This is a genomic window from Mucispirillum schaedleri ASF457, from assembly GCF_000487995.2.
Taxonomy (GTDB): domain Bacteria; phylum Chrysiogenota; class Deferribacteres; order Deferribacterales; family Mucispirillaceae; genus Mucispirillum; species Mucispirillum schaedleri.
Genome location: NZ_CP097562.1, coordinates 1,420,187 through 1,447,085, shown reverse-complemented (window position 1 = coordinate 1,447,085; position 26,899 = coordinate 1,420,187). Strand labels below are relative to the sequence as shown.

Here is a 26,899-nt window from a genome sequence, read left to right as displayed (position 1 = left end):
TGCAATTATTTGGCAGTCTGGCTATTTTTCTTCTTCTTTTTTACCTGTCAGTGGCTTATTTCTGCCATTATCCATTTCCAGTGTTCCATTAAAGATAACACCCTCTTCCATTTTTAAAACAGGAGTTCTTATTGTGCCAGATACAACAGCAGGCTTATAAAGCTCCACTTTATTTTTTGCAACTACTAAGCCATCAAATGTACCTGATATTTTAACAATACCAGATTCTATTTGGGCATTAACATTACCGCTTTCAGCAATAACTAATGTATCATTACTTTTAACATTACCTTCAAAGTTACCATCTAATCTGACAATACCTTCAAAAACTAATGTTCCATTAAATGATGTATTTTGTCCTAAAAATGCGTCTATGCCGCCACCGGTTTCTTTTGCTACTTTCAGCATTGTTCCCCTCTAATTTTTTTTATAATTGTATCAAGCTCATCATCAGAATTATATTTAATATTTATAACTCCGCCTTTTTTAGATGGCTTAATATCTACTTTTGAGTTAAAAAATACTTCCATCTCATTTGCCAGTTCAAGAATATTGGCATCCTGCTTTTTCTCATGCTTTTCAGATGGTTTACTGCGAGATTTTACCATATTTTCCACATCTCTTACAGATAAATTTTTATCTCTAATAATATTTGCAATGCGGATAATTTCTGCTTTATCATCTAGAGAAAGCAATGCTCTTGCATGACCTTCACTAATTTCTTTTTTTTCTATTAAATCAAGCACTTCTTTTGGAAGATTTAAAAGCCTTAATCTGTTAGTAACTGCTGAACGGCTTTTGCCGACTATTACCCCTAAATCTTCATGCTTATAGCTGTGCTCATCCATAAGTTTTTGATATGCAACTGCAAGCTCAACAGGATTTAAATCTTCTCTCTGAGCATTAGTTATAAGTGCCAGCTCTAAACGCTCCTTTGCTGTATCAGTATTGCGGACAACTACAGGTATACTCTGCCTGCCTGCAATACCAGAAGCACGCCATCTCCGTTCTCCCTCAATTATCATATACTTGCCGCTATCAAGCTTAGTAACAATAACAGGCTGGATTACTCCTTTCAGTTTAATACTTTCAGCAAGCTCTTCTAACAGTTCTTTATCAAAAACTCGGCGTGGCTGGTTATCGTTTGGAACAATTTCAGTAAGTCCAAGCTCAAAAAAATTAGATGTAACAACACCACTGTGTTTTGCCTGTGCTTCCTCGCTGTTGCGTGGAATTAAGGAATCAAGCCCTCGTCCTAATGGTTTTTTCATTTTATATCCTGTTCCTGCTGGTTTGCTTTAATAAGTATTTCTTTTGCAAGCTCTATATAACACTCTGTGCCTTTTGATTTTGCCTGATATAGTATAATAGGTTTGCCAAAACTTGGTGCTTCACTCAATGCAACAGCTCTCGGCACTACTGTTTTAAAAGCCTTGTCAGGAAAATGTGTTTTCACCTGATTCATTACTTCTTTTGAAAGATTATTGCGAACATCATACATTGTAAGAAGTATGCCTTCAATATATAAATCTGTATTTAAATTTTCCTTAATTAAGTTAATAGTATTTATAAGCTGTCCTAAACCTTCCATAGCAAAATATTCACACTGCATAGGAATTAAAACTGAGCCTGCTGCAGTTAATGCATTCACAGTTAAAAGCCCAAGTGATGGGGGACAGTCTATTAATATATAATCATAATTATCTTTTATTTCCGCAATAGCTCGTTTTAATTTAGTTTCCCTTGAAAGCTCTTGTATAAGCTCTACTTCTGCAGCAGAAAGCTCTATTCTGGCAGGTATTAAATCAAGCCCTTCTATTTCTGTATGGTATAATGCAGAATTAATATCTACACCATTAACAATAACATCATAAATATCATTGTCTATTTCTTCAGGCATTACACCTACACCACTTGTTGCATTCCCCTGAGGGTCAAAATCTATAAGCAAAACTCTGGCTTCTGCTACTGCAAGCGATGCAGAAAGGTTTACTGCTGTTGTTGTTTTACCAACACCGCCTTTCTGGTTAGCTACAGCTATAACCTTACAACTCATTTAATTATCAGCCCCCCTGTATGTAACAGCATTTTTCTTATAATAAGATAATATAATCTATATCTATTATCATTATATTTTATGGCTTGCAAGTTTTTCTTTTATAAATTTATAAATTTATTTATATTTTTACCTATTTCCTACACTTTTTTATAAAATTTATAACCATTTGCCTTTCAATAGATTTTGCACCATAAGACAGTCTGCATTTTTTGATATTAATTTGCATTTTCTCTACTATAATAACATATTAAGCTCTTTTAATTGTATTTTTTTTAGAATATTTGTATAAATGCAAAATTTTTATATTCTTTTTCTAAAAAATTTATTATAAATATTCGCAGAAAGATATAATTTATTTTGACAGGTGATTATTATGAAAATTTCATGCAGAAAAAAAATAGCCGTTGATTCTAAAAAAGATGTAATATTGATACCGGTTTATAAAAACATTCGTTCTTTAAGACTGATTACTGGGAAAAAAATAGATGATGAAATACAAAAAATTATCCAGTCCGACTATTTTAATTTTGAAGAAAAAGAATCTAAAAGCTTTTATTTAGATGTTAATAAAAAACTTAAAAAAATATATATTATACATATTCCAAAAGAGCAGGAAGACGCAAGGTTTTATATGGAGCTTGGTGCAAAAACTGCATCTATTTTTAAAAATGATAAAATATCATCATTTTCTATAATTTCTTTTGAAGACATTTATAATGAAAAGAAAGATTTTTCAAGCACAAAAGCATTTTTAGAAGGGTTTATGTTTGCAGACTATTCCTTTGAAAACTTTAAGTCAAAGAAAACTCCAGAAAATACTTTTGAAGCAGAGATAATTACTGCTATGCCGCGACTTAAAAAATATATTGATGATAATGCAGAGCAGTGGAATACTGTTTTTACAAATATAAATATTATGAAAGATTTAATAAATACTCCTGCAAACCATTTAACACCTGTATTATTTGCAGAATTTGTTAAATCAAACAGCCATAGTGCTATGAATATATCTATATGGGATGAAAATGATATAAAAGCAAATAATCTAAACCTTTTATATGCAGTAGGAAGGGGAAGCAGCAATATGCCGCGGTTTATCCATATCCAGTATAATGGTGCACCAGAAACAAGTAAAAATATTGCACTTGTTGGCAAAGGTATCACTTTTGACAGCGGTGGCTCCAGTCTAAAACCTGCTGCCAGTATGACTACAATGAAAACAGATATGTCAGGTGCTGCCTTAATGTTTGCAGTAACAAAACTTATTGCTGAACTTGAACTTAAAATAAATATCAACACATATATACCATTGGCAGAAAATATTATAGGCAGAAACGCTCTTGTACCTGGTGATGTAATAACTTCTGCCAGTGGTAAAACTGTTGAAATATTAAATACAGATGCAGAGGGCAGGCTTATTTTAGCAGATGCACTTTATATGGCAGCAAAAACAGACCCTGAAATAATTATTGATGCTGCCACATTAACTGGTGCATGTATTGTGGCTCTTGGACCATTTTGTGCAGGTCTTTTCTCAAACAGGAAGTTTTTGAGCAAGCAGGTAAGTGATATTTCATGGGAAGTAGCAGAAGATGTGTGGGAACTGCCGCTTTTTGACGGCTATGAACAAGGTATAAACAGCACTGTTGCAGATATACAAAATATGAGCACTTTTGGCAGAGAAGGTGGGGCACTGCATGCTGCTTTATTTTTAAAACAGTTTGTAGATAACTACCCTTGGATACATTTAGATATTGCAGGACCTGCTTATTTAGAAAAATCTCACCCTATTTTTGGAAAAGAAGCAACAGGGTTTGGTTTAAGGCTTTTATTCCAGTTTTTGAAAATACATTATTTAGAGGATGATAATGGCAGATATTAGACAAATAGTTGCAAAAAATAAAATAATACAGTTATTTTCTTCAAAATATAACAGCATAACTGCATATATGAACTTTCCAACAGAACACTCTAAATATTCCTTTATTGTGTTTCTGATTGCTTCACTTGCTGCCTTTTTTATTTCAGTTAATGCAAGGTATGACCAGTTTGATGTATGGAAAGAAAATAAAGAGCAGTTCTTTTATGAAAATACCCCTATGATGACTACCCTTGATGCTTATAAATACATAAGACATGCAAAAGAGTTAAATGCAGGAAAATATGTGCCAGCAGGAGATGATATTGATATATTTTATCCAGAAGGTGTGCCTTTTTATGACCCTGCACCACTTTTAAGTGTAATACTTGCAAAAATACATAATATTACTGGTGTTGATTACTATAATGCTGCTATAAATATGGTGCCATGGCTTGGCAGTTTTTTTATACTGGCAGTATGCCTTTATTTCTATTTAGCAGGCTATCCTGCATTAGGTATAATTACAGGGCTTTTAACCACTTTTGCACCTGTTTACTATGGCAGAACAGCAATAGGCAGATTTGATACTGACGGCGGAAATATGTTTTTTCTTTTTCTTGCCAGTTTGTTTGTGCTTGCTGCCTCTAAAAGCAAAAAAGAAACATATCTTTATATTTTTTCTGCATGTTTAGGGCTTACTATGCTTGCCTTTCAGCATTTTTATAACCATATACTTTTTAACCTTGTTTATTTTGTTGTGTTTGCTGTTTGTTTATTTATATATAATCATAAATACAAAAATATATTACTTGCTTCACTGATATATATTATATCATCCAACCCTCTTGTATTCATAGATTCTCTTGGTGCATTAGCTGGCTCTATGGCTGTATATATTCCATTCCTGCCAAATAATTTAGCATCTAACTCACCTGTCCCATGGGTATATAACACAATAAGTGAAGCTGCTGCAGAATCTTTCAGCGGAATAGTTAATTTTACAATTCAAAATACACTGCTTTTTATATTAGGGCTTACAGGCGGTATTTTATTTTTTACAGCTAATATCAAAAAAGCACTGCCACTTGCTCCAATTTTTGCCATGGGGTTTGTTACTTTCATAAGCTCAGGCAGGTTTGCAATGTTTTTAATGCCTGTTATTGCTGCTGGACTTGGCTATATTATATATATTGCTTCTCATTATATTTTTAGAAAATTATCAAAACAGTATAAAAGCCGCAGCATTTATATAAATACATTTGCACCACTTTTACTTGCTGTTATGCTTTTAACAGGCATCTTTGCTGCGAAACTAACTGCCTATAATATGGTGCCCGCACCATCTATTAATACTTCTACTTATGCCTTAATAGATAAAATGGCAAAAGAACTGCCTGATAATTCTACAATATATACATGGTGGGATTATGGACTTGCTATTACTGATGTTACAGGATTTCCTGTTTATCACAGCGGTATGAGTCAGTCTACTCCTAAAACATGGATGATTGCAAAAAGTTTCACAGGAAGTCAGGAAGAACTTTACAATATATCATCATACATTGCTTCCGGCGGATATGAAGAAGTGCAGAAAATGTTTAAAGATAATAGAACTGTTGATGAAGTATCATCTGTGATGAGCTCTTATGATAAAGGACCTGAAAAAGAAAATATTTATATATTATTTACTTTTGATATGATTCAAAAATACAGTGCTGTTTCTTATTTAGCAGGCAATGCTGAATCAATAATTACCACATTCTGCCAGCCCGGCAATAATAATACCCTTTTATGCTCAAATAATATAAATATTAATGTGGAAACAGGTATGCTTACAGCTAATGCAAATAATATACAGCTATCTAAACTTATGCTTACAGAAAATGGCAGATTAACTGATACACAGACTTATTCTCTGCAAATTGGCTATTCTGTTATTTTACTGCCTGCCGCAAATGGATTTATTACTTATATTCTTTCTCCATCACTTTTAAATTCATCATTTGTGCAGCTTTTTCTTTTGCAGAATGCTGATGAAAAATATTTTACTCCTGTTATGAGTCAGTATCCTTATGGGGTTGTTTATAAAGTAAATCCAATTTGTCTTTATAAACAATATTAAAAAATTCATCCGTGAATTTTTTAAACCACGCTCTGCCGAAACAAGTTCGCCTATCGCTTACTAAAGGCGGCTCGTCCTGAGCCTAAAAGCGAAGTATCTTGATTTATCCTTTATTAAAAAATACATCCTTGTATTTTTTAAACCACGCTTGGTCGCAGTAAATGCTCCCGTCGCTTACGCTATGCGACGGGACTTCCTGTCCCTTGCATTATCATACTGAGCCTGAAAGCCGAAGTATCTAAAAAGTATACAATTGTAATATATAATTATAGATTTTTCGCCTGTAAAAATCAGGCCAAAATGACTGATATGTAAAATTTTTGAGTAAATCCATAATGAAATAACAAAATATTGCTTTATGAGATTTGCGGCTGTAAGACAGATATATATTTTATTCAATATATACTTATTATTAGTAACAAATATTACAAACTTATTGAAAGATTATTTTATTACTAATACATATTATCAAAAATTTATTTTGAAAAATATCTTTTTATTTTTATACATCAAATGGTTATGAAAAAATATTATACAAATACAGCTGAAACTGTATATTTTTATATTGCAAAAATAAAGTATATAATGTATTTATATGCTAATTAGGAGAATATATGAGATACAAAGCAGTATTTGCTTTTATATTTATAATTATATCAGGCAGTGCTTTTGCAGATACTATTAATTTTGGCAACTCTTTCTTTAATAAAGATAGAGCAAATTCCATAAGCCAGATTATTACAATAGAAAATAAAGCTTCCATTACTATGGAATATGCTGTTTCATTTTCTTCCCATCTTTCTATGCATACAAGCGACATTAAAGCTGCACCATTAACAGAAGATATATATGATAATGATACGAAAGAAACTTTTTCTACAATTACAGAAGATTCCTGTATTCAGCATTATGGAGAAACAGTTTTTTCTATCCCAGCAGGTCAGAAATGCCGTCTGCTTCTTACATTTTCACCTACAGAAGTTAAAGAATATTCTGAAATTATGTATATTAAAAGCCAAAAAGATACAGTTGAATACAATATTAAAGGCACTGGTATATTAATGCCTGATTCTACTGTATTATATTATACAGATAACAGCGGCGAAAATATTGATAATAAAAGAGCAGAATATTCTATAAAATGGCAGAATGAAACGGCTGGCACAAAAAGTGATAAATATGCCTATATTAAAATATTTAAAACAAGCAGGAAAGATACATCTCCGCTTACTTATGAAATAAATGGAGATACCGCATTTAAAATAGATAAAGCACTAAGCACATGCAAAATATTAGAAAATGAAATAAAAGAGCCAACTGAAAGCCCATGCGGTATAGTTATAAGCTTTCTGCCAAGCTCAGCAGGTGATTTTTCTGCTAAATTAGTCTTTAATAAAAGAATACTTTCAGGTGCAAAAGAATATACTCTTTACGGCTCTGCTGCTGATATGCTTGATTTTGGCACAGTATATTTTGGTGGAAATGTGCAGAAGATACTTATACCAAATACAAGTGATGCCGACCAGCATTATTCTATTTTATCAGAAAGTAAAGACACAAATTTTAGAATAGTAGTAGTAAATAATAAAAATCTTCCATCATGTATTGCTAATAATAACGAAACAAATTTTATATTAAAAAAAGGTCAGTCATGCTATTTAGGGTTTACTTTCGCCCCTGATAGAAATGCTGATTTTACTAAAAAAATTATAATAATGAGTAATTCCGGAGAGAGACGAGAAGTAACACTAAAAGGCTCTGGAATAGAAAAATTACAAGAAAATTAAAATTTTGCTTGACAGTAATATTTTTTTATATTAGATTAATTTTCCTTAATAATAGGTGGAGGTTCTGCATGTTCGCAGTAATTAAAACTGGTGGAAAACAATACACCGTAAAAGAAGGCGATATTTTCAATGTTGAAAAGTTAGAAGTTGAAGTAGGTGCCACTCATAAATTTGAAGAAGTTCTTTTTATTTCAGGTGATAAGCAAACTGCAGGTTCACCTTTTGTTAAAGGTGCTTCTATTGATGTTGAAGTGCTTGAACACGGAAAAGCTGACAGGGTTTACATATTCAAAAAGAAAAGAAGAAAAGATTATCGTAAACGCCAAGGTCATAGACAAATGTTTACTAAAGTAAAAGTTGTTAAAATTAATGGGTAGGAGATAACAATGGCTCATAAGAAAGCAGGCGGTAGTTCTCGTAACGGCAGAGACAGCCATTCCAAAAGATTAGGTGTAAAAAAATTTGGCGGCGAATTAGTAAAAGCAGGTAACATTATCATTCGTCAAAGAGGCACTAAATATAAACCGGGCGAAGGTGTTGGTATTGGTAAAGATGATACATTATTCGCTCTTATTCCTGGCTATGTTAAGTTTGTTAATAAAGGCAGACTTGGTCAATTTGTAATGATTGAAACTGAAAAAGCATGTTAATTATACCATATTGATTATATGGTTTTTGAGCCGGTTTATACCGGCTTTTTTTATTATATTCATTTTACAGGTTAAAACAATATGAAATTTATTGATACAGCATCTATTAAACTAAAAGCAGGCAATGGTGGCAATGGCTGTATAAGTTTTCGCAGAGAAAAATATGTGCCAAAGGGCGGACCAAACGGCGGTAATGGTGGCAATGGTGCTAGTATTTATTTCATTGGTGATAAATCAAAACATACTTTAATGGATTTTCGCTATAAGTCAATCTACAAAGCACCAGACGGAGAAAAAGGCAAAGGAAGTGATATGCATGGAAAAGCAGGAGAAGATTTAATACTTCCTGTTCCTGCTGGCACTATTATCAGAAATGCAGAAACTGGTGATATTATAGCAGATATTACTAATGACGGGGAAAAAGTTTTAGCAGCTCTTGGGGGCAGGGGAGGCAGAGGCAATATGAACTTTGCTACACCAGAGCAGAGAGCACCACGATATGCAGAAGACGGCAGACCCGGGCAGGAAATAGAAGTTGAGCTTGAGCTTAAACTTTTAGCAGATGTTGGTATTATAGGGTTTCCTAATGCAGGTAAATCAACATTTATATCCGTTGTTTCTGCTGCAAAGCCAAAAATAGCAGATTATCCATTTACTACACTTACTCCAAACCTTGGGGTTATTAAAGACGGTCATGGTGGAAGTTTTGTCATAGCAGATATGCCGGGATTGATTGAAAATGCTCATGCAGGAGCAGGGCTTGGGCAGCAGTTTTTAAGACACATTGAAAGAACATCTCTTTTACTGCATTTTATAGATGCATCACATGAAGAATCCATGGTAGAAAGGTATAAAACTATTAGAAATGAACTTGCTCTCTATGCCTGTTCTTTAAAAGATAAAAAAGAAATAGTTGTAGCTGCAAAAATGGATGCATGCAATGATGATGTTTTTTTTGAATTTGAACAATATACAAAAAATAACGATATAACTCTTTTTAGAATATCATCACTTACACGCAGCGGCACAAAAGAATTAATAGATTATGTTTCTGATATAGTAAAAAAACATAAGGTAGAAAATGAAGAAGCTGAATCAGATATTGAAAAGCAGCTCTAACAGTGCAGTATTGCAGATGAGCCATATTTATAAAATATGGTATTCAGTAGTAATGGATAACTTAAAACCAGTTACTACTCCATATCACTTTGACCCTTATACAAAAACATTAACTATTAAAGTGCATGATAATATATGGTATACTGACCTTTCTTATATGACAGAAGATTTTAAATTAATACTTAATGAAAAAGGTTTAGATGTATTAAAAGTAGTTTTTAAATACAGCCCAAAATATGAGAAAGTAAAAAAACAAAGCCAGACTGCATATAATCTTTCAGATAAATGTAAAAATTATATTGAAAATTCTGTAAAAAAAATAAATAATAAAAAAATAGCAGAAAATTTTAAAGAATATTTAATAAATTATTTCCAGCACAATAGTTTTGAAAGCTGGATAATTAAGTGAAAGGATTTGTTATGATTTTAGAAATAAAAACATTTCCAAGTGAAATATTAAGAAAAAAAGCGGAAGAAGTTACAGAGTTTAATGAAGAACTTCATCTGCTTCTTGATAATATGTTTGAAACAATGTATCAAGCAAAAGGTATTGGACTTGCTGCTCCGCAGGTTGGTGTATCTAAGCGTTTTTTTGTGCTTGATGATATGAGCGGTGCTGAAAATAAAAACCCTATGGAAATTATTAACCCTGTATTTTTAGAAAAAGAAGGCGAAATTTTAGAAGAAGAAGGCTGTCTTTCTATACCTGGCGAGTATGCATATGTTAAGCGGTATATGAATGTTAAAGTTAAATATCAGGACAGATTTGGCAATGAAAAAATTATAGAAGCAACTGACAGGCTTTCAAGAATTTTGCAGCATGAATCAGACCATCTTGACGGCACACTTTTTATTGACAGACTGCCTAATACTAAAAGAGAAACTATTAAAAAACATGTTAAAAAAAGAATTAATCAGGGCGATTATCAAGTAAATCAGTAACATATCTTTTACTGATTTTTCAGGATAAACTTTTGATATTTGTATCTAATAGTATTCTAAAAAGGTTTTAAATTTAATTACAGAAATTCACTAATATTCTTTGCTTTGCTCAGAATATACAGCATAAATAGAGTGATTGAATACTTACACTCAAAAATTTTATAGCAGTAATACTGAGCCTGCTCCCATGTCTTACTGAAATGTGAAAGCTCTATGTCTTACTGAGCCTGAAAGGCGAAGTAGCTATGATAGTTAAGTTAAGTAAAGTGCCATACACTTCAACTTATATCTTACTGAGCTTGATTTTTAAGCGAAGTAGCTAAATTTATACTTTATTAAAAAATACTGTCCAGCTACGGACTTTTAATTCCATCGCTACTCGCTCGGAAAGTCCTTGCGTCGTAAAAGACACTCCCCTTGTATTTTTTAAATCACGCTTGGTCGCAGTAAATGCTCCCGTCGCTTACTTTCAGACGGGACTTCCTGTCCCTTGCATTGTCTTACTGAGCCAAAGGCGAAGTATCTAAAAAATAGAATAATTTGGATATATTATACAATATCATAATATTATAAAATTTAGATTTTTCGCCTGTAAATTCAGGCTCAAAATGAATGCAATAAAAAATTTTTGAGTGTAAGTTCATTCCCATGATTAAAATATTTTAATAACTACAGATTATAAAAACCCTGCCTTAATCAATAAAGCAGGGTTATAGATCAAATATTATTTACTTATTATGCATTGTCTTTATTTTGTGAAAAAGATGGCATAGCAAGTTTTCTTTTCATAAAAGATGCTGCAATTAATGCAATATGCAGTGCAGCCATTACATATAAGAATGTTGGTATTGGCACTGGCTCACCTGATGCATAAGAGTGCATGCCACTTAAATAATAGTTTACACCAAAATATGTCATCATCACAGTATAAAAGCCAAGTGTACTTAATACACTGAATATATAAGGGTTATTTAGTTTTTTAATAAATCTTGCATGGAGTATTATTGTGTATGCTACAATAGTAATCAGCGACCATGTTTCTTTTGGGTCCCATCCCCAGTATCTGCCCCAGCTTTCGTTTGCCCATACACCACCTAAAAATGTGCCGATTGTAAGCAGACCTAAGCCTAAAATCATACTAATTTCATTAATGCAGTGCACATTTACTATACTTTGGTCAATATGTGCTCTTTTTGGACTTCTTAAAACAAAAAGTATCATACTGATAATACCAAGCACAAAACATAGTCCAAAAAAGCTGTAACTTGCTGTAATAACTGACACATGGATATTAAGCCAGTATGATTTTAACACTGGAACTAATGTGCCAATCTGTGGGTCCATAAAACCTAAATTTGCAACAAATAATGTAGTGCCTGCTACAAAGTTAGTGGCTGCAATAGCTAAAAGCGACCTTTGGAAGAATAAAAGACCAGCAAGAGCACCCGCCCATGCTATATATATCATAGATTCATAAGCGTTACTCCATGGTGCATGTCCTGCAACATACCACCTGCATATTAATGCAGCAGTATGCAGAACAACTGCAAGTATTGTTATTCCTGTAAATATTATGCCCTTAGTGCTGTTTACAGCTTTATTTTTTATAATAGCAGTAATAACAAAAACAAACATTATAATACCAAGTAAAACATAAATATAAGTTAAGTTTTTAAATGGATTATATTTATTCATCATGATTTCTGCACTTATACGGCTTTCTGCTGGGATAAGATGAGCACCATTTGTTCTTTGGAACTCACTGATTAAACCCAAATATTTATCTGCATCCTGCCAGTTGTTTTCTTTTAAGCCTTTATCTACACCTTCAAAATACTGTTTCAATAAATCCTGTATTTTTAGCGTAGTATCCTTATCAAGTGATGCCATTGCAACACCCGGGGATAAAAAGCCGGTTGTATTGCCTGTAATATCAGGAAATACTAAAAACATCTGTGCTGTATACATATAATATGCTATACCCATTTTCTCATCAAACTTGATTAAATCTTTTTGAAATTTTGTCCTGTGTGCTGGGTTTGACTGGTATGCTGCATCAATATATTCTTTAAGTTTATATTCACCATTTTCGCCATATGCATCTGCAAATGAAACATATTTTTCATTTTTTGGAGTTCCAAGTTTTTCTCTTAACTCTTCAGAGCTTGTTGGAAACATTTTAATATGCTGAAAATAGTCATAATACATCATCATACCTAAAAATATTTCAACATGGTTCATTCCTTTAAAATTATCTTTTCTAATTAATTTGTGAACCATATCCATAGCAAGAGTATCAAGGGGTTTTATTCTACCCTGCATATCCTGAACAAGCAGTCTGCCTGCTTTTTCTGAATGAGCCTGCATTTTTTCAGAAATATTTTTAATTAATCCATCAATATCTTCCTGTGATGGCACATGAGCTGCATGCTCATCAGCTGCTGCATTATCACTCTGACCCATATTAGATGCATAAGCAACTTCTATCCAGTTATCATTTTGCAAAGTAATATCTTCAGCATAAAGGTTTGATGCAGATAGTAATAAAAATGATGAAAATGCTATAAAATAAACATATAATTTCTGTTTTTTAAGATAATGGCTTAGTCTCCATACTCTGCTTCCTTTTCCAAAGAAACTAAGTATAAAACCAACTGTTAATAAAAAATAGCCAATATATGTTGGGATTTTACCCGGGTCTTTATTTACACTAAAAATTGTTCCCATTTCATCTTGGTCATAAGATGACTGAAAAAATCTATATCCTTTATAATCTAACACATTATTCATAAATATCTCATATCCAAAGCTGGAATCATCATCATAATCTGTAACTAATATTTTTGACTTATAAGAAGAAGGACTTTTTGAGCCCGGATATCTTGTTAATATAAAATCTTCTAAATATATTTCAAAAGGAACAGGTATCTCTGCAGGACCCCATACAAGCTGAAAATACATACCACCTAATTCAAATGTTTCACCAATATTTGCATCAAGATAGCTTTGCGGTAAATCCATTGTTTTACTGTCACCATTATATGATGCTGTAACATTAATAACAGGCGGAGTATTTTTATTTCCTTGAATGTATGAATTAAATTTTACTTCCAGCTCTGAATTATTTAAAGGTATTTTTTCATGAAACTTAGTTTGAGTTACACTATTATAACGAACAGGAATATTTGTATAATAAATATTATCTTCAATGGCTACTCTTATATTTAAATATTCTTCATCAGTAATGATTACATTAGATGATGAATGCTCTCTAATATGCACAACACCTTCAAAACCAAAAAATCTTGTTAATGCAGCACCAAGTAGTATAACTATAAAAGATACATGCAGTATTATGCTGTAATACTTTTTTGACTTCCAGACTTTTCTGTATACAAAAACTGCAATAAGATTAAGCAGCAAAAGAATATGCACTATATTAAATAATGTTGTGCGGTAAATCATATCCTGAGCTGCCTGTATGCCGTATGACGCATCAGCTTCAATAAATGTTGCTGCTGCACATAATATAGCATAAATTGCTAATAACACGATAGTTGTGTATATTGAGCAAAACATTTTAACAAACTTCATAAAACACTGACTCCTAATTATCTATATTTTATTAACATAAAAAACTTTTATTTATGTTATATATTTTTCTCTTTATAATATTCTTTTAATTTTTCTGATATTATATTTTTATCCAGAGAGTAAAGGCTTTTATCCAAAAAAAACTCCATTATTCCAAGCATTCTGTTTTGTGTAATATAGCCCGGGTATATAAGCAGTATTTTATCCCCATACATTATAGCAGTTACAGGTGTGCCCCTAATCATAAATTTTTCTTTTAATTCTGATAAACTTAAAGTTTTACCATTAATATTCCAACTTTCTTTTCTGCTGATGTTTATATAATAAGGCAGATAGTTTTCTTTTACAAAATTGCTGAGACTGCCTTTTTCAGTTAGTGATTTTTTCATAGCAGCACATGCACTGCACCCATCTGCTCCAAAAAGAAGAATACTTAATCTGTCTTCCCCTTTATTGTTTTTTGTATATATATTATCATCACTTATAAATATATCAATATATTCTTTTGCATTATCCTGCTGCATTGCTTTATCAACAGGCATAACGATATTTTTCTTATCCTGCTTGCTGCATGCAGCAAAAATAACAAGTGATAACATAATCAGAACTTTTTTCATTTAATATCCATTACTTTTTTAATGGAAGCAGCAATATTATCAACTGTTAAGTTTGTTATTCTATCTATGAGTTTTCCATCTTTATTAAAAAAGAAAAGTGCAGAGCTGTGAGCAACAGAATAATCAACAGCTGAGCCTTCCATTGGAAATATTTCATATTTTATATTATATTTTTTTGCAATTTTTTTAAGGTCTTCTTCTTCAAAGCGGATGCCCATACCGTTTGGATAAAACCACAAAGCATATTCATCTAATGCTTCTGGTGTATCTCTTGCAGGGTCTAATGTAACATATAATAAAAGTAAGTCTTTTGCTGTGATATTATATTCTTTTAAACTTTCAACAGCTTTTGAAAGAGTTTCAAGAGTAACAGGGCATACATCAGGGCAGTATGTATAGCCAAAATATATAACAACATTATGCCCCCTTAAATCCCTTAGAGAAATCTCCCCTTGAGAGCTTTGCCCTTTAAATTCATACTTATTCTGCTCATTATAATATACTATTGCTCCAAAAACTAAAACTGCAGCAAATAAAGATATAAATGAAATAACTACTGTTTTTATAATTTTATGTTTTTCCATATCCTTTCCAGTATATTATCTTGGCACATCAAAATCTATGTATAAACCTGTAGGCTCGTTGCCGTCATAAACAGCAATCCTGTATCTCATTACATCTTCCACAAGACATGCACTTAAAGCTACCTTTGTTATATATATATTATCTTTCTCTACTAATGAAGCAATAATTGTTCCCATATCCATATTTAATCCAAATATTCGGATTTTTGCATCATAAAAATCATAATTCAGACCTGAAAGGCTTATTGTTGTTTCTGCCATAATCTCAACAGGGCGGGGAGTCATATCAAAAGTTACAGTCTGCCCGTTAAACTCTTTTGTGCATTTTTTCTTCATTAAATCACACTTTAAAGGAACTAAATCATAATCTCTTGAAACATCTGTCCTGCTGTCACTAGAAAACTGGATATAAATAAAGGCAGCTGCTGCTCCCACAATAATGCTTATAATTACAGGTATTATAAATGTTTTCATGGTTTTACTACTTTTATGTTATCAACATTAACCGTTTCATTATTAGAAAAAATAAGTTTAATATTAACTGTATCACCTGCATTTAATGGCTTTTTCAGGTTAATAAGCATAATATGGTCGCCACCTCTTTTTAATACAGCACTAGATTTTGGTGCAATTTTAATTTCTTTTACCTGCACCATTTTTTTCATACCCTGTTCTTCTATATGTGTATGAAGCTCTGTTACTCTGCTGACATTATTTTCAGCCCCAGTAAGCACCATTTCCTTATCTGTTAAATTTTTAATTTCCATAAATGCTCCACCATTGTTTGCATTTGGTGGTGCAGCATAAATTATAGCATTTTTTACTTCAATACTGCCGCAAATACCCGTCTGAAATAAAAATGCACTAATGATAAAAGTAAATAATATAATTTTTTTCATAAACTCTTCCTATGATTTGATTTTATAAAAATATCGCCAAGATAATTATACCTTGGCGATATATATGTTTAATTTTAATTAATTTGATGCTTATGCTATATCATTAGTATTAAAGCTGCTAATATAAGCACCAACAATACTAAACCTAATGCCATTAGTGTAAAACCTATAAACTTAGCAATAAATGTGCGAAGTCCAGATTTTTCATCTTCCACCATATCATTAAGCCTGCCTTCAACTTTAAGCCTTTCAACCCATTTTGCTCTTTCATGGTGAGCTTCTTCCACGGGAACATTACCAAGGAATATAACCATATCCATAGGGAATTTATCCAGCCTGAAATGAGAGTTAAAAAAGTGTATGGAGAAAATAAATGCCATAGCAAGTAAACCCTCATAAGTGTGGAATATAATAGCCACATTTACAGCTGAGCCGGGCAGTATTGCTGCTGACTGCACAGGAAACAGCAGGATTAAACCTGTAATACCAAATACAAATGTTCCCCAGATTTCAGCTAAATAGTCAAATTTTTCCCAGTAAGCCCATCTGTCAAATACAGGTCTTGGACCTTTGCCTAAGAACCATTTAAAGTTAGCTTTAATATCTCTAAAATCCTGTGCATTTGGTATAAGAGAATCTGGTCCAAAAACTGCTTTTATAAACAGTTTTCCAGAAAGTCTGCCTGTTTCTTTATCTCTTATCGCATCCCGTTTTGTCCAAAGGTTTGTTACTACATCAATTACATGTGTTGCAAAAAGCAGACCTAAAAGTAATGCAAACCAGTGGTGTATTACTGTTGAATTAATAGGGCCGCCTATAAAATCTGCAACTGCATGAGCCCATGGTGCATCATAAAATTTCTGCGGCATACCAGAAAGTGACAAGCCCATAAATGATATTGCAAGACCTAAATGCTGTATTCTATGCAGCAGCGAAAATCTTTTTAAGCCTTTTTTATCATTTTTTACTGCAGCCATTGCTATTTTCCATGCTTCTGGATTTGCTCTTTTAACTAAGAATAAACGAACAGCCCATAAAATTGTATGTATACCAAAGAAGATAAATACTGTAATAACTAATGTCAACATACCAATATTTACCCAGTATAATACAGGGTGATTTTCTCTGTCTTTATGGTCTGCATGGGCAATGTATGTTACAAAGCTTTTTGTTGAACCTTCATGACATTTTCCACATGTTTCTATTCTGTTGCTAAGGGATAATGCAGAGCGAAAATCATCACTTTTAAATATATTATGACCGCCATGACAGTCTGCACATGATGCAATAGTTGGAGTCTGCCCAACTGTATTTAATACATTCATTTTGCCATGAAAGCTGGCTTCATATAAACTGCCTTTGCCTTTATGGCACTGCATGCAGCTTTCTGAGCTGACTTTTTTAGGTGATTCTACACCTTTTAATGTTCCTGTATGTGTTTTATGACAGTCTACACATAAAGGCTGTGCTTTTTTACCCGGCTCTGGTGTATTGTAATAAAGCAAAGTGCCATCAAGCAGTGCTTTATAATTTACATCATGCACACTGCCTTCAAATGCACTGCCTAAATCATCGTGACATTTTACACAGTTTCTGTTTATCTGCATTTTATCTGCAGCATTATCTAGTTTTATACTGCTTCTGTCTATTTCTTTATTATATGTTCCATGACAGTTACGGCATGCAGGAACTTCACCAAACACAATATCTTTATGTATACCATCTGTAAATTCTACAAGATTTTGAGCTGTATGCCAGTTTTGTATGCGTTCTTTGACAACAGGTCTGCCTGAAGTTATCCATCCTTCAACACCGTCTATCATTACATACGAATTTTTATAACCTGCCTGCACTGCCTGCGATGCTGCTTCACCCGGCTCATAAGACAGCCTGTTTAAGCCATAGAATATTAATGTAGTATTTTTATCTTTTGGCAAAGTCTGCAGCCAGTTTTTATCAATTACAAAAACAGCTCCGTTGATATAGCCTATACTTTCACGCATTTCTTGAAAATTTACATCAACAAATGTTGCTTTTTCACCTTTTAATTGGTTTTCTGCGTCTGCCAGTCCTATTTGGTTTATACCTTCTATATGGGCATATCCACCCATTTCAGCTTCAGCATAAGTTGTTACAGACAGGCACATTGCTATTAACAGGTAAAAAATTATCCTAATCTTCTTCATAACAATCTCTCATTATCTAGTTAAGGTGCTTGAATTTATTTTATCTTCAAGCACCATAATCTTATACACTATCTTTAAAGTAACTATTAATTAGCTTTAAGGATATTTTGAGCCTGTTGAATATAAACTAATGCTTCGCTAACTATTTTGTTAGAATAAGCTGGTCCATGAACCCCCCAGGAGCCGTCTTTTTCAAGTTTGCTTACGATTTCCTGAGCCTGTTTAGTAAGCAGTATAATTTCTGCTTTTTTCTCAACTGGTAATAATGTGTTATCAGCTAAACCTCTATCAATCGCTTTAATACCTGCTTTGATTTTGTCATAGCCATCTTTTACAGGCTGCTGCCATTTCATTACATCATTATATACCTGCTCCTGATTATAGTATTTAAGTTTATCAGGCAGTGTAGTTTGAACTGGACTGTGACATCCGCTTGCACCAGGTCCAACAAGGTTTACATCACTAAAACTTGTTCTACCGCATGCCCACATTAAATCTACAAAGAAGTGGCCTTTTTCATCTCTTGCAATAGTCCATCCTTTAACATTTGATTTTCTTGGCTCTCCCTCAGGTGGGTTTAATGTTTTAGCTGTTTTATCTACTTTAATATTCCAAATGTGTGATGCACGAACATTATCAGCAAGTGCATGGTCTGGGAACTGAACAGCACCAAAGTTTTCACAACTCATAATATTAGGCATGTGACATGCTGTGCATCTATCTTCTGCATGTATTCCACCCGGTTTAAAGAATTCTTTTTGTGTTGCGTGGCAGTCTGCACATTCTTTTTTAAGACCAGTTAAAGTATATTCATCTTTCCAGTCATTTTTAGTAACCATGTGTGGGTCATGACATGTATTACATCTCATGCCTTTATCATATATCTTCTGCATGTATTCCACCCGGTTTAAAGAATTCTTTTTGTGTTGCGTGGCAGTCTGCACATTCTTTTTTAAGACCAGTTAAAGTATATTCATCTTTCCAGTCATTTTTAGTAACCATGTGTGGGTCATGACATGTATTACATCTCATGCCTTTATCATAGTGAGCAGAATTGTAAAGCTGAGCATGAACTTACCCAAAAATTTTGAACTAAGCCACTAAATAAATTTCTTTTTCCTGTAAAGGTGTAAGTCCATTAGCTTTTATTCTGTAATTATTATAGAAATCAATATATTTTTCAAGTTCATATTTAAACTGTTCTATATTTTTGAATTTGTTAATATAAACCAATTCACATTTTAAAGTAGCAAAGAAACTTTCCATAACAGCATTATCATAGCAGTTGCCACGCCTTGACATACTCTGCTCTATATTATTTTCCTTTAATAACTTTCTAAATTGATTAGCCTGATATAATATACCCTGGTCTGAATGTATCATTAACCCTGTTGTATCTTTTGTTTTATCTATTGCCTGTTTTAAATTATCTATTACCATTTCTTCATTATTATATTTGCTTACACTGTATGCTGTTATTTCTCTGTTATACAAATCCATTATTGCTGATAAATACACCTTTTCATTATTAATTTTTATCTCTGCCACATCTGTTACCCATTTTAAACATGGTTTCTCACTTGTAAAGGCTCTGTTTAATTTATTGCTGCATATATGACTTACTCTGCCTTGTTTATACCTTTTCTTAACCCTGATTATTGATGAAATATTTAATTCCTTCATTAATTTTGCTACTGTCTTCCTGTCATAAGTATAACCCAGTTTCTCTAATGCCTTTGTTATTCTTGGATAGCCGTAAGTCTTGTTAGATTTTTCATATATTTCTAATATATATGCCTTGACTTCTGCATATTTATCTAATGCAGCAGGCTTTTTAACATTATAATAGTAAGTGCTTCTTTTCATATTACTCACAGACAACAGGATATCCAAACTGTAATACAGCCTTAATGCAGTTATTATTTGTGCTTTTTCTGTTGAACTCTCTGTTCCTTTGACTGCATTAAGGCTTCCAGCTTTTTTAAATATGCATTCTCCGCTGACTTGTAATAAAGCTCTTTTTCAAGCTCTGATATTCTCTCTTTTAATTGTCTTACTTCTTCACTATCATCTGATTTAGTGAGTTTAATATCAGTAGAGTTTGAGTGTTTACTCTTTTTACTGTTCGGGATATTCTTATCTGACATATTATCTCCAATAAACTTACTGCAAAACTTATTCCAGTCATATATTACTGATGCTGATGGTATATTAAAATATAGTGCTGTCTGCTCATAACTTAAATTATTTGATGCCTTATAAGTTAACACATTTAATTTAAAATCTCTACTATATTCATTGCGGGTAAAGCTATGATGTAAACTTGATTCGCCTGAATGCTTATATCTGTTATAGATATTACATATTACTCCTTTATGAATTTTACAGCATCTTGATAATTCACTGGCACTCATTATTCCATTTTCTATGACTGTTACTAGATATTTCTTAAACTCATAGCTGTATTTTCTTGCCATATACACTCCTTATATGGCTAGTACAACTTTTTCGGGTAAGTTCATTTTCCATTGTTCATATTGAGCAGGGTGACATTCTGCACATTTTTCTGGTCCTACAAATTTGTTAGGATAGTCTAATGTTGTTTCATATCCCAGTCTGTAAGTAACTGCTGTATATTCAACATTATTTCTTTTTGCAACAGCAGGACCGCCATTAATGCTGGAAAACTCTTCCAGCCTGTCGCTTAAATGGTATTGACCAACTAAGCGTCCCTCTTTTTCATATTGAAAAATTGGGTGTTTTTTCTTTAATACATCAAACAGTGTTTTTTCCTGCTCAATATATTCACCTAATGTTCTAGGTTTTTGAAAATCCTGTTCCTGTGCTTTTGCTGGAATAGTCAGAAAACAGAATAACAGACACATAACTAATACAATAAGATTATAAATCTTTGTGTCTAATAGATTTGCAATGAACTCCTTATTCATGTAAACCTCCCCTGTTTTTTAGAATAATGGCAAAAATAAGAATTGTTTCACGATTAATATAATTATCATTAAATCTATATCATAGTTTTACTATATAGATTAAAATATTAAGTTGTCAATTAATTTGTTTTTACATTATTTTAAACAGGCTCTACACAATGGTTACACATTTAAGATTTTAATATTATTATGCTTAAATACATAAAAATATTATGCAAAATAAGTGTAATACATAATTTTTAGTTGATAAATTGATTTTTTATTAGATATTGTTCAGGTATAAATATATGACATAGTGTCAAATAAAAGGGCTGATTATGTGTTTTTTCCTTTCTATCTCATTAATCATAGCATTTTTTAAATCCAAATCAAGCATATTATTTATATTTCTATATAATTTCTCTAAAATTTCATATCTTATATGCTCTATATGCTTAATACCTTTGCTTAAACTGTTTTCTTCAACAGCCCGTTTAATAATAAGCTTTTTTTCTAAGTATCCTATATTATATTTTAAGGCAAATCTAAGTGATATTTCATAATCTTCACAAACCCTTAAATCTTCATTAAAATATCCTGCCTCATCAAATACTGATTTATGGACTATTAGGGAAGATGGGCTTATCCTGCATTTATCAAGTATTTTATCAAAAATATATCCGCCATACCGCTTGTTACTTTTACCCTGATTTATCCACCTGTCTTTTCTATACCAAAATTCATCAGTATGGCTTATATATAAATTATTTTCAGCCATATAGTTTAGCTGATATTCCAGTTTTTCAGGAAGAAATAAATCATCTGAATCTAAAAAAGCAATATATTCACTACATGCAGCTTTTATGCCAGTGTTTCTTGCAAAGCTTATGCCTTTATTTTCATTAAGCTTTATAAGACGGATGTGCTGCATATAGTTTTTAAGATATAAAACCATATCAAAAGAAGAGCCGTCATCAATAACAATTATCTCTGACGGCTTAACTGACTGTATTAATACACTTTCTACTGCATCTCTAATTGAAAAAGTCCTGTTATATACAGGTATAATAACAGATACTGTTTTCATATTTTTTATATTTTATGAACTCTGTTAACCATAGTTGAAAATACTAATATTGTGTTTGTGCTTGCAACTCCCGGAAGCTCTCTTAATTTACGGATAATACCTGCTAATGTATTAGTATTTTTAGTGATTACTTTTAAAAGCAGTGTAAAATCACCAGTTACATGGTAACATTCTACTATATCTTCATCTACATTTTTAAAAATATTTTCAAAATCATCAATATATACAGGGTTATCCATAACAATACCAACAAAAGCTACCATATCAAAACCCATTTTGCGATAGTCTACTCTCGCAGTATAGTCATAAATTATACCATCACTTTCCATTTTTTTTATTCTATCAATAACGGAAGGGGGTTTCATACCAACTTCTTTAGCAATATCAGTATAAGATATTCTTCCATTTTCTATAAGCATATTTAAAATTTGAACATCTATAGAATCAAGAGCCATATATCACCTCAATTTTCAGATAACTATATATATAAACCAAGTTATTTAATATTTCAAGTGGATAGTTTATTTTGTTTGTAAAATTTTATGTTTTCCCATAAAAAATAATCTTTAATACAAAAATTTTTCACTTTTATATTTTTTGTAGATAAAATTGTGGTTTATATAATTATACTTCTTGATTTTAGCAGAGAAAAATATTATCAATATAATCTACGAGGTGAATATATGAATATAGTTATGAAAACAGAATTTCCTGACTTAAAACTTATAGGCAGAGGGAAAGTCAGGGATATTTATGATTTAGATGATAAATTATTAATAGTTTCAACTGACAGATTATCTGCTTTTGATGTAATACTTCCAAATGGTATAGAAGGAAAAGGAGAAGTTTTAACTGAACTTTCAACATTCTGGTTTGACAAAACTTCTCATATAGTAAAAAACCATCTTATTACTACAAAAATAGAAGAGATGCCTGCAGAAGTGCATAAATATAAAGATATACTTGAAGGCAGAAGTATGCTTGTAAAAAAAGCTAAACCCCTTTTAGCTGAATGTGTTGTCCGTGGTTATATTACAGGTTCTGGTATGAAAGATTATTTAAAAACAGGTGCTGTATGCGGTATTAAGCTGCCAGCAGGTCTGCAGGAAGCAGATAAGCTGCCATCACCTATTTTTACTCCATCTACAAAAGCAGATGTAGGTCATGACGAAAGTATATCCTATGAAAAAATGTGTGATATTGTTGGCAAAGAATATGCTGAAAAAATGCGTGATTACACTATTAAAATATATACATTTGCATCAGAGCTTGCTTTATCAAAAGGCATTATCATTGCAGATACTAAACTTGAATTTGGACTTTATGAAAATGAAGTTATATTAATAGATGAAGTTTTAACACCTGATTCATCTCGTTTCTGGTTTGCAGATAAATATAAATCAGGTCATATTCAGGACAGTATGGATAAACAGATTGTTCGCAATTATCTTGAAACTCTTGACTGGGATAAAAAGGCTCCGGGACCTGTTCTTCCAGAAAATATATCAAAAGAAACATCTAAAAGATATAGGGAAATTGCTGGGCTGTTAACAGCAGAATAATATGATTAGCTGAACTTAAATGTGTATTAAGTTCAGCTGATATATTTCATATTATATATGTATATAAATTAGTGTGTTATTTCTTATATTATTTTACAGAGTTTTTTATTCTAACTTTTTTCAGATTAAAGTTATTAATGTGAGGTTTCATATAAATGGATGAATCAGCAGTAAAAGAAAGTATTCTTGAACTACTCAGAAAATCAGGTTTAAAAATATATGGTGATGTTCAAAGCAGTGAAGAAGCAGGCGAAGAAAATAATATAGAACATAATACACCTGTAGAAATAACTGGAAAAGATATAAAAATATATCCTCATTATAATAATAACTTTGGTTTTTTTACAGCTGTTATAGATAAGATACAATTTATAATATTGAAAGGTCAGTATTCTGATAATATCAGATATATAACTGGCAGACCTGATTTAAATAATGCAGAGATAAATACTCTGCTTGATACAATTTTTAAAGCAGAAAGAGTGGCAGCAACTCCACTTGAAATGGATATTTTCTTATCAGATGATGAATGTTTTATAAAATATGCTGCACCTATTGAAGAAACTTTTAAAGATGATATGAGAGACTATACCATACCAAGACCACTTGCTGCTTCTGAATATAGTGAAAGTAAATCAAGAGTATATGATGAAGAAGTTATACTGTCTTCTGGATATTTTTCTTCTTTTTTTCCGCAGGTATGTTCATTTTTTACTACTTCACTTTTTAGTGACTTGCCTGATATTTTAAACCCGATTTTTGCTTCATGCAATCTTAAAACATCATCGCCATCTGTTGTGTCTGTTGATGGCAGAATATATATAAATATGACTGCTTTTGAAAAAATGATGCATACAATAGGACTAAATAAATCATTATACAGGCGTGTTTTTTCTCCAAACCTGTTTTTAAAAATGGGTATATCTAAGCTGGATAAACTAAACCATTCTTTTTTTCCTGTATCATTTGATGAGATAGATGAAGTTTTAAAAGAAATTAAAAGTCTATCATCAAAAGTAAACATTAATAATATTGCTGAAAAAACTTTCTATGATATTCCTGTTCAGCTTACTATCATATATGAATACATTACTATTGAATTTATAAATAATTTGTCTATGCTGCTTAAAAAATTTCCAAATATATCATTTGTATTAAATGCAGTATATAAAACAAGAGAAAATTCTATTTTTTATAAAGATGATGAAATGATAATGCCAGACTATCTTGATTTTTCGTCAGAAACAGCATCAGTTTTATTTAATATGGAAAAAAACACTGATAAATTAAAAATGTATTTAAAAAAGCTTCCATTTTTTACAAGGAAATCTAAACTGAAAAAAGCTGTAAAAAATATGCACAGGCTTTTAGATATGCGAGATGAATTATATTTAACTACGGCTTTCTTTGTAGTAAACACTAAAAAGGCACTTTTAAAAGCAGGTGAACTTGGTGCTGCAAAAGGAAAAATTGACAATATTAACGATATTTTCTTACTTGACCATGATGAGATACGCAGGCTTTACCATGATACTCTTTTTGGAGAAACAAAAGAGCTTGTATATTTTAGAAAATGCAGGAATAAAAGATATGCAGCTCAGCTTATGCCGCCGGAAATTTATGCTTATGATTTATCAGATACTGCTCATATAGCAGAAGATATGATAATAAGATATAAAAATACTAAGCAGTTTGCAGTATACGGACTTAACAGAATTAACTGTGAAGGAAAAGTAGAAACTGATTTAAACCTTAATGATTATACAGATAAAATTATTGCAGCTTATAACCTGCCTTTTACAAAACTTAAAAATTATAAAAATGCAAAGGGTATGATTTTAGAAAATGTTACACCCCTTTCTTATGCCTGTGAATTTGCAGTGCTGAATAATATTCCTTTATGGACTGGCATAAGGTTTGCGCCACTGTTTTTGAAAAATATTGCAGTGGAAAAAAATACTCTTTTTCAGGTAGATGATGAATAAAAAGATATTCTTTTTATTTATTATATTATTAACATATTTTAACAGTTATGCATCTAATGCATTATATAAGCCTTATGAAGGGCTTGATGTAAAATACAGGTGGCTTGATACTGCAAATTATGATACACATACTATTGAAGTGTCAGGGCTTCATACAAGCACTCCTCATCAGTTTGGATATGAATTTAAACAGGTGCTGGGGCAGGATATTTTATCTCATGTTGGTTTAACTTATGGATATAAAGCAGGCAGTCACTGGGCTGGCTTTGGTTTAACATCTGCCAGCGACAAGCCTTTTACATCACTTAATTTACTTGATTTTGATGTGTTTTATGCTTTTAGAATATTTCAGCATGTAACAGAATATGAAAATATAAAAGGAAAAGCACTGCCTTATTATTCAAGGCTGTATTTAGGTATAGAGTATTCTACAAGCAGAGATTTTTTAGACGGATATCCACTTCCTGTTATAAGATATGAATATAATAAGCCCGGTGTAAATGTTATATTTGGGCTTCCTTTAACTTACTTTAAGGTAGATTTTTTAAAGTTTTCATCAATAGAGTTTAAATATGTGCCTGTTATTGATGTATTTTTTTCACTTAATCTTGGAGTAAATAAAAGTAATATTTTCCAGTTGCAGTTTGAAATGGAAAATGATGTATATAAACTTTCAAACCTTATAAAAGATGTATATTACAGTGAACAAGAAAAATATTATATAGATAGAATAGCTGCTCGTTTTAGATACAGCCTTACAATAAAAGATATAGTAAGAATAAGTCCTTATGTGGAATTTATAATAGATGGTCATAATTATGTATCTAAACAGGTACAGTTATTTAATAACAGCAGCACAGGTATAGGCTATTCTGCAGGAATAGATATTTCTGCCTTTTTCTAAATATCATAATGGAG

25 protein-coding genes and 2 pseudogenes are annotated in these 26,899 nt (G+C 31.8%); 11 read left to right on the top strand and 16 right to left on the bottom strand.

The features are described from left to right. Positions 1-21: 21 nt before the first annotated feature. Genes N508_RS06810 through N508_RS06800 form a run of 3 tightly spaced genes read right to left on the bottom strand, consistent with a single transcriptional unit; the run spans position 22 to position 2,056 of the window. Positions 22-408 (bottom strand): bactofilin family protein, encoded by a 387-nt coding sequence (locus N508_RS06810; protein WP_023275653.1) that lies wholly within the window; start codon positions 406-408, stop codon positions 22-24. Further along, complete coding sequence (locus tag N508_RS06805) at positions 402-1,271, bottom strand: ParB/RepB/Spo0J family partition protein (protein WP_023275652.1); 870 nt, start codon at positions 1,269-1,271, stop codon at positions 402-404. The genes N508_RS06810 and N508_RS06805 overlap by 7 nt, the downstream gene beginning before the upstream one ends. Continuing rightward, positions 1,268-2,056: a ParA family protein gene (locus tag N508_RS06800; RefSeq protein ID WP_023275651.1), complete on the bottom strand. Its 789-nt coding sequence runs from the start codon at positions 2,054-2,056 to the stop codon at positions 1,268-1,270. The genes N508_RS06805 and N508_RS06800 overlap by 4 nt, the downstream gene beginning before the upstream one ends. A 376-nt stretch (positions 2,057-2,432) precedes the next feature. Here N508_RS06800 and N508_RS06795 point away from each other — a divergent pair, with 376 nt between their 5' ends. The 8 genes from N508_RS06795 to def all read left to right on the top strand — a co-directional run bounded on the left by N508_RS06795 (position 2,433) and on the right by def (position 10,540). Beyond that, entirely contained in the window at positions 2,433-3,941 is a 1,509-nt protein-coding gene (locus N508_RS06795; protein ID WP_023275650.1) for a leucyl aminopeptidase family protein, read from the top strand. Then, positions 3,928-6,042, top strand: a complete 2,115-nt coding sequence (locus N508_RS06790) for an STT3 domain-containing protein (RefSeq protein ID WP_023275649.1) — start codon at positions 3,928-3,930, stop codon at positions 6,040-6,042. The genes N508_RS06795 and N508_RS06790 overlap by 14 nt, the downstream gene beginning before the upstream one ends. A 614-nt stretch (positions 6,043-6,656) precedes the next feature. Next, positions 6,657-7,829 carry a hypothetical protein gene (locus N508_RS06785; RefSeq protein ID WP_023275648.1) on the top strand — a complete coding sequence of 391 codons (1,173 nt, stop codon included), beginning with the start codon at positions 6,657-6,659 and terminating at the stop codon, positions 7,827-7,829. A 68-nt stretch (positions 7,830-7,897) separates the two neighbouring features. Then, positions 7,898-8,206 carry a 50S ribosomal protein L21 gene (rplU, locus tag N508_RS06780; RefSeq protein WP_023275647.1) on the top strand — a complete coding sequence of 103 codons (309 nt, stop codon included), beginning with the start codon at positions 7,898-7,900 and terminating at the stop codon, positions 8,204-8,206. A 9-nt stretch (positions 8,207-8,215) separates the two neighbouring features. Next, the gene (rpmA, locus tag N508_RS06775; protein ID WP_023275646.1) at positions 8,216-8,479 is read left to right on the top strand and encodes a 50S ribosomal protein L27; all 264 of its coding nucleotides are present in this window, start codon (positions 8,216-8,218) and stop codon (positions 8,477-8,479) included. Between the two features lie 81 nt (positions 8,480-8,560). Continuing rightward, positions 8,561-9,598, top strand: a complete 1,038-nt coding sequence (obgE, locus tag N508_RS06770; protein WP_023275645.1) for a GTPase ObgE — start codon at positions 8,561-8,563, stop codon at positions 9,596-9,598. Next, positions 9,561-10,007 carry a DciA family protein gene (locus N508_RS06765; protein WP_023275644.1) on the top strand — a complete coding sequence of 149 codons (447 nt, stop codon included), beginning with the start codon at positions 9,561-9,563 and terminating at the stop codon, positions 10,005-10,007. The genes obgE and N508_RS06765 overlap by 38 nt, the downstream gene beginning before the upstream one ends. After that, a complete protein-coding gene (def, locus tag N508_RS06760; RefSeq protein WP_231380092.1) occupies positions 10,004-10,540 on the top strand; it encodes a peptide deformylase in 537 nt (178 codons plus the stop codon). The genes N508_RS06765 and def overlap by 4 nt, the downstream gene beginning before the upstream one ends. A gap of 735 nt (positions 10,541-11,275) precedes the next feature. On the opposite strand, the gene ccsA is transcribed toward def, so the two are convergent. From ccsA to N508_RS06695, 13 genes and pseudogenes are all read right to left on the bottom strand, one after another. Further along, positions 11,276-14,134: a cytochrome c biogenesis protein CcsA gene (ccsA, locus tag N508_RS06755; RefSeq protein ID WP_023275642.1), complete on the bottom strand. Its 2,859-nt coding sequence runs from the start codon at positions 14,132-14,134 to the stop codon at positions 11,276-11,278. 56 nt (positions 14,135-14,190) lie between these two features. Beyond that, a complete protein-coding gene (locus N508_RS06750) occupies positions 14,191-14,751 on the bottom strand; it encodes a thioredoxin family protein (RefSeq protein ID WP_023275641.1) in 561 nt (186 codons plus the stop codon). Beyond that, the gene (locus tag N508_RS06745) at positions 14,748-15,335 is read right to left on the bottom strand and encodes an SCO family protein (RefSeq protein WP_023275640.1); all 588 of its coding nucleotides are present in this window, start codon (positions 15,333-15,335) and stop codon (positions 14,748-14,750) included. The genes N508_RS06750 and N508_RS06745 overlap by 4 nt, the downstream gene beginning before the upstream one ends. A gap of 15 nt (positions 15,336-15,350) precedes the next feature. Beyond that, complete coding sequence (locus tag N508_RS06740) at positions 15,351-15,809, bottom strand: hypothetical protein (RefSeq protein WP_023275639.1); 459 nt, start codon at positions 15,807-15,809, stop codon at positions 15,351-15,353. After that, complete coding sequence (locus tag N508_RS06735) at positions 15,806-16,234, bottom strand: copper chaperone PCu(A)C (RefSeq protein ID WP_023275638.1); 429 nt, start codon at positions 16,232-16,234, stop codon at positions 15,806-15,808. The genes N508_RS06740 and N508_RS06735 overlap by 4 nt, the downstream gene beginning before the upstream one ends. Positions 16,235-16,329: 95 nt before the next feature. After that, entirely contained in the window at positions 16,330-18,420 is a 2,091-nt protein-coding gene (locus tag N508_RS06730) for a cytochrome c3 family protein (protein ID WP_023275637.1), read from the bottom strand. An 86-nt stretch (positions 18,421-18,506) separates the two neighbouring features. Beyond that, positions 18,507-19,316, bottom strand: a pseudogene (locus N508_RS06725) (cytochrome c3 family protein); the annotation flags it as partial. Continuing rightward, positions 19,297-19,461 (bottom strand): annotated as a pseudogene (locus tag N508_RS06720) (hypothetical protein); the annotation flags it as partial. The pseudogenes N508_RS06720 and N508_RS06725, both read right to left, overlap by 20 nt. Before the next feature lie 51 nt (positions 19,462-19,512). Continuing rightward, positions 19,513-20,409, bottom strand: coding sequence for an IS3 family transposase (locus N508_RS06715; RefSeq protein ID WP_155944386.1), 897 nt, complete (start codon positions 20,407-20,409; stop codon positions 19,513-19,515). Then, positions 20,340-20,897 carry a hypothetical protein gene (locus N508_RS06710; protein WP_023274985.1) on the bottom strand — a complete coding sequence of 186 codons (558 nt, stop codon included), beginning with the start codon at positions 20,895-20,897 and terminating at the stop codon, positions 20,340-20,342. The genes N508_RS06715 and N508_RS06710 overlap by 70 nt, the downstream gene beginning before the upstream one ends. A 9-nt stretch (positions 20,898-20,906) precedes the next feature. Next, positions 20,907-21,368, bottom strand: a complete 462-nt coding sequence (locus N508_RS06705; RefSeq protein ID WP_023275635.1) for a hypothetical protein — start codon at positions 21,366-21,368, stop codon at positions 20,907-20,909. Positions 21,369-21,666: 298 nt separating this feature from the next. Further along, positions 21,667-22,434, bottom strand: coding sequence for a glycosyltransferase family 2 protein (locus N508_RS06700; protein ID WP_023275634.1), 768 nt, complete (start codon positions 22,432-22,434; stop codon positions 21,667-21,669). A gap of 5 nt (positions 22,435-22,439) precedes the next feature. Next, positions 22,440-22,889, bottom strand: coding sequence for an Lrp/AsnC family transcriptional regulator (locus N508_RS06695; RefSeq protein WP_023275633.1), 450 nt, complete (start codon positions 22,887-22,889; stop codon positions 22,440-22,442). Positions 22,890-23,117: 228 nt separating this feature from the next. Between N508_RS06695 and N508_RS06690 the strand changes: the two genes are divergently transcribed. The 3 genes from N508_RS06690 (at position 23,118) to N508_RS06680 (ending at position 26,885) form a co-directional block, all read left to right on the top strand. Further along, positions 23,118-23,996 carry a phosphoribosylaminoimidazolesuccinocarboxamide synthase gene (locus N508_RS06690; RefSeq protein ID WP_023275632.1) on the top strand — a complete coding sequence of 293 codons (879 nt, stop codon included), beginning with the start codon at positions 23,118-23,120 and terminating at the stop codon, positions 23,994-23,996. Between the two features lie 155 nt (positions 23,997-24,151). After that, entirely contained in the window at positions 24,152-25,981 is a 1,830-nt protein-coding gene (locus N508_RS06685; protein ID WP_023275631.1) for a hypothetical protein, read from the top strand. Continuing rightward, the gene (locus N508_RS06680) at positions 25,974-26,885 is read left to right on the top strand and encodes a hypothetical protein (protein WP_023275630.1); all 912 of its coding nucleotides are present in this window, start codon (positions 25,974-25,976) and stop codon (positions 26,883-26,885) included. Before N508_RS06685 ends, N508_RS06680 begins: the two co-directional genes overlap by 8 nt. The last annotated feature ends 14 nt before the right edge of the window (positions 26,886-26,899 follow it).